Below are 5,082 nucleotides of genomic sequence, written 5' to 3'. Positions count from 1 at the left end.
GTCACATAGCTCGCTATGCTCCTTCAATTCAGAACCATATCCACCTCAAAACTTTCGCTCAGATTTTAACTATTGTTTTTAAACAACCTCAAAGAGTGAAGAGAGAGTTTATAGATATAAACGACCGATGAACAATTTGAGTTTTACCGGAATAAAGCCGCAGGAAGTATAAAAGTATTTCCCGCGGTTACTTTGGATAAACATATTACGTTTAATTTTTAAGAGTTACTTAAGTATAAATAATGATCAACTATTATCACCATAACGCCCCCTTCAGTCTTGAACTCGGCGGGCAGCTTGATGCTCTCAGGATAGCCTATCACACCTACGGCACTCTCAATGCCGACAAAAGTAATGTCATCTGGGTATGTCATGCCCTCACAGGCAACAGTGACGTCCAGGACTGGTGGCCCCACACCGTGGAAGAAGGCAAATTCCTCGATCCCACAGACAACTTCATCATCTGCGCCAACATTCTCGGATCGCCCTACGGCACCACCTCGCCGCTTCACACGAATCCGGCAACCGGCACTCCCTATTACAAAGACTTCCCTGCCTATACGATCCGCGACATAGTCAACGCCCACCGCATACTTGCCGAAGCCCTCGGAATCGGACAGATCCGCACCCTCGTCGGCTGCTCGGTCGGAGGTTTCCAGGCAATCGAATGGGCCGTCATGGAACCAGATCGCTTCGAAAAACTCGTACTGATGGCCACTGACGCGATCGCCACACCGTGGACCATCGCGATTGACGAGACGATGCGCATGAGCATCGAGGCCGACCCGACATTCGGCGATCCTGATCCCCAGGCAGGCCGCAAAGGTCTCGCCGCCGCACGTGCCATAGGCCTCCTGAGCTATCGCGGCTACTATGGCTACAATCTCACACAGAAAGACGTCGAGGAACTCCCGGAAGTCCACCGCGCCTCAAGCTATCAGCAGTATCAGGGCGAAAAACTCTGCCGCCGCTTCGATGCCTACTCCTACTATGCCATCCTCAAAGCGTTCGACACCCACGACGTAGGCCGCGGACGTGGCGGACTTGACGCCGCACTCCGCCGCATCAAAGCCCGCACCCTCGTGGTCGGACTCGAAACCGACATTGTGTTCCCGCCTCGCGAGATGCAGGAACTCTGCTCGAAAATTCCGGGCGCCGTCTACGGCGAGATCCACTCCCCCTTCGGCCACGACGGCTTCCTTGTGGAATACAATCAGCTCAACAATCTCCTGCTTCCATTCATGAAATAATTCCGCCTCAAAACTTTCGATAAAATTTTAACTCTTGTTTTAAACATACCCTAAGCATTCAAACGCCCTCAGAAATGACCCGGACAACCAAAGGTTATATCCTCGGTGCCATTGCAGCTGTCAGCTATGGCACCAATCCTCTCTTTGCCGTCCCGCTTTACGAAATGGGGATGGGTGTCTCCTCAGTTCTCTTCTACCGCTATCTTTTCGCAACCATGATCCTCGGAGCCATCATGCTCATCCGCGGCGACAGCTTTCGCCTCGCCCGCCGCGACATTCCGCTGATGGTACTGCTCGGCATCTTCTTCGCCATGTCGTCAGTGCTTCTTTTCGAAGCCTACAAATACATGGACGTCGGACTCGCATCGACCCTGCTCTTCGTCGAACCGGTGTTCATTGCCCTCATCCTCTGGATCTTCTTCCATGAACGGATCTCGGCATGGACCATCCTCTCGATCGCCATCTGCCTCACCGGAGTAGTCTTCCTATGCAATCCCGGCGAAGGAGCGCATGTGACAGCCACGGGAGTCACACTTGTCATCCTCTCCTCACTCGCCTATGCCCTCTACATGGTCATGATCAACAAAAGCCGCATCCGCCATCTCGCAGGCTCAACCCTGACCTTCTACTCGCTTCTGTTCGGCATGATCGTATTCGCCGTGCGTACCAACGGCTTCACCGAAGTGCAGCCCGTACCATCCGAACCCCTTGCCTGGGCATGTATAGCCGGCATCTCCATCGTCCCGACCATCGTTTCGCTCATGACCGTGGCCATCTCCATCCAGTGCATCGGATCAGTTCCGGTCTCCATCCTCGGCGCCCTCGAACCGATCACGGGAGTGATGTTCGGCGTCGCGCTTTTCGGCGAGATCCTCACCGTCAGAGCCTCGATCGGAATCGTGCTGATAATCCTCGCAGTCATCGTCCTGATCCTCTCAGGCCGCCGCCACAAAAACTCTCCGGCCTGACAATGGAGCGCATCAAGCGCGAAAAGGCAGTGGCAGCCCGAATGATCTCCATCTATTGCCACAGGCATCACGACACATCCGGCAACGAAATCTGCGAGGAATGCCGCGCCCTTCTGGAGTATGCACACCAAAGACTCGACCGGTGTCCGCACGGCAACCGCAAGCCCAGCTGCCGGAAATGCCCGATCCACTGTTATTCTCCGGCATACAGAGAACGGATGAAAGCCGTGATGCGCTACGTCGGCCCACGCATGCTCTTCATCGACCCCGCCTCCGCCATCCGTCACCTTCTTGCCGAGATGAGAAAACCTTAATTAAGTATATTTACAAATCGTTGTATGGAGTATTCTCAACTCCAATACCTTGCAAATATTTAACGAATTTGTTCAAGGGGACAGCACAAAGATTTTTAAACCATCTTGATTCGCCAAACCATTTAACACAGGTCGGGCTGATGGTATAGTAGATGCTGATAAAGGCTCGACCGTACCATGATTCAGCAAGGAAAGAATCGCGGAACCGACGTAGAGTCCATACTTCAGGACAATCATATGATCCATAAACCGCTGTCGCAACATAGCAAGCTTTCTTTTTGGGGACAACATAATCCTTTTCATATTTTTTCACAAGCGCTGACAGGCGTTCAATTGCCGACGGATCACACTTTGGAGTACGATTCGCCAATACTATGGTTGCCTTAGCATTTGAAATAACCCAGACCTGGATTATCGGACCAAAGGTGAGATCAATATTACACAGTAATTCCGTCAAGAAATTGATAATAGCAGGCATATTTTTTTGAACATATCCAAAAATTTCCTCCTGTACTTTTTGCTTCGCATCATTCATGGAGAAACCCGCGACTTTAGAAAGGCGGGTAACATGATCATTCCAAATTATATTGCAATTTTTCACGACCGGATCCCAAATTTCAGGTATCCTGTTAAAATATTCCGCAGGCGAATATTCCTTTGCAAGCAAATTGTTTAAATAAGGTATGTTCCGTCTGAAAATATCCAGACGAGAATCTATCTCCATCAAAATGTTTTCCTGTCGTGCACTAAAAGTCTTATAGTACTGTACATTAAAATTGGCTTCCCAATCATCAGGATTCATCAGGAGAATCTTCTCATAATAAATATATGCCCTGTCCCAATCTTTTGCCTCGGTTGCCCGATGTGCAAGGACCGTAAAATTGGACAGTTCATCGGACATATCCAATTTAACTGCCCCTTCTATTTTGACAGTGTTTCCCGACATCATTTTTTTAGCATCCTCTATCGAATACTTGGTACCACAAGCCTGACAGACATACAAGCCGTTTTCGCGGATAATTTCAGTGCTTCCGCACATTTCACACGTTAATGCTTTCATAAATATTCGCACTTAATTTTTTCTGAATACTTAGCCTATCACGCTTCAGGAATCGGGGGAGGTGTTGGTATATTGATTACTGATGCCAATGCCGGTATCTGAGAAACAGGAAGCCAGGTCTGCATTCCGACTGTCCATGCAAGAGTTGAGGCATTCACAATCCCTTTAGCTGCATATGCAGCAATATTTTCAGCAGTCAAATTTGGAACTTGCTGACCATTAATCGCAATATAGTATAATACCGGCGGCTCAGGAAGCGGCGGTATTTGTGGCGGATTAACATTCATATATTGTCCGACAATATTACCCACTGAACTCCCGACGCCCACACCGGCACCCAGACCGACTCCAAGTCCCATCATCTGACCTCCTACGCCATCATTCTTAGCGGCATTTTCAAGGACATCGAAACTTCGTTCCATTTGATAAACATCACGTCCGGTAATGTTCAGACGGGCGGCAAGGTCTTTCGCCTCTTTAAGTCTGACAACACTCTCATCATCCTGAGGGAATGTGACCGACATTATGGCAAACTCTACTATCATAACACCATATTTACATAACCGTTGGTTCAATTGTTCGTTGATCGAATCTGACATTGAAAGAAGCAATGTATTTATTTCAAGGACAGAAACACCATTGGTAATAATTTGTTTCGCAAGCAGTGTATTTAAAGCAGAGATTATTTTCCCTTTGTAAAATTGATCAATCTTTTCGGAGGTAAACGATCCCATGTTTCCAATTAGCGATTCAAGGAAAACGCGGGGATTGGTTACTCTGATACCATATTGACCATGCGCCCTGATAGGTACTATAATATGATAACGCGGATCTTCAATCTGAATGGGATGCGGGGTCCCCCAAGGCAAATTGAGTTTCGCAGTCTGATTGACAAACCAGACTTCAGCCTGAAATGGAGAATCTGAACCGAACGGAAGATTTACAATCCGATTAAGAAGAGGGATGTTTCTTGTATCAAGAGTATATGTACCAGCAGTAAACTCATCACATATCACACCTCCCTTGACAAAGAAAGCCGTTTGTGCCGGATGTACTACGAGCTGGGATCCCATCCTCAAATCCTCCGAATCGAATTTGTGGCAAAGCTCACCATCAATATTCCGATATTTTACGATATCAATTATAGCCATGCGAAGACTTTTAGTCCGATTATTTCAAATTTCATGGACAATATTCATCCAATACATATGCAAATATAGTCATAAACCTCATAAAACAAAGAATATATAGACATTTTTATTTTCAGTAACTTTATTCCATTGTCTATTCTCAATGCCATCTTAACTGCCTTTTTGTATGTATCTAACACCTACGATCAATTTCTATGTCACAACCGCAACACACTTTAATACCCCCTATTTTGCAACAGAGACCGCGCCAATTTGATTGACGCGGTCTCCGCTTATGTTCGCCCGACATGGGCATAATCTAACGGGTGCAAGTCCCGAGCGCGCCCCGATAGCGGGAAG

Annotated in this window: 5 protein-coding genes; 3 read left to right on the top strand and 2 right to left on the bottom strand. The window is 47.7% G+C overall.

Going from position 1 to position 5,082, the window contains the following annotated elements; all coding sequences use genetic code 11:
• Positions 1–242 precede the first annotated feature (242 nt).
• From metX to K2H17_RS09565, 3 genes are all read left to right on the top strand, one after another.
• Complete coding sequence (metX, locus tag K2H17_RS09575; protein WP_300134114.1) at positions 243–1,250, top strand: homoserine O-acetyltransferase; 1,008 nt, start codon at positions 243–245, stop codon at positions 1,248–1,250.
• Between the two features lie 74 nt (positions 1,251–1,324).
• Positions 1,325–2,218 (top strand): EamA family transporter, encoded by an 894-nt coding sequence (locus tag K2H17_RS09570; protein ID WP_300134112.1) that lies wholly within the window; start codon positions 1,325–1,327, stop codon positions 2,216–2,218.
• Between the two features lie 2 nt (positions 2,219–2,220).
• A complete protein-coding gene (locus K2H17_RS09565) occupies positions 2,221–2,532 on the top strand; it encodes a nitrous oxide-stimulated promoter family protein (RefSeq protein ID WP_300134110.1) in 312 nt (103 codons plus the stop codon).
• A 10-nt stretch (positions 2,533–2,542) separates the two neighbouring features.
• Here the strand turns inward: K2H17_RS09565 and K2H17_RS09560 are convergent, their stop codons facing one another.
• Both K2H17_RS09560 and K2H17_RS09555 read right to left on the bottom strand, forming a co-directional pair.
• Complete coding sequence (locus K2H17_RS09560) at positions 2,543–3,592, bottom strand: CFI-box-CTERM domain-containing protein (RefSeq protein WP_300134108.1); 1,050 nt, start codon at positions 3,590–3,592, stop codon at positions 2,543–2,545.
• A 38-nt stretch (positions 3,593–3,630) separates the two neighbouring features.
• Positions 3,631–4,743: an SPFH domain-containing protein gene (locus K2H17_RS09555; protein ID WP_300134106.1), complete on the bottom strand. Its 1,113-nt coding sequence runs from the start codon at positions 4,741–4,743 to the stop codon at positions 3,631–3,633.
• Positions 4,744–5,082: the final 339 nt, after the last annotated feature.

The organism is Duncaniella sp., from assembly GCF_029054785.1.
In the GTDB taxonomy this organism is placed as follows: Bacteria; Bacteroidota; Bacteroidia; order Bacteroidales; family Muribaculaceae; genus Duncaniella.
The sequence above is the reverse complement of the archived record's forward strand: the minus strand, read 5'-3'. Positions and strand labels throughout refer to the sequence as shown.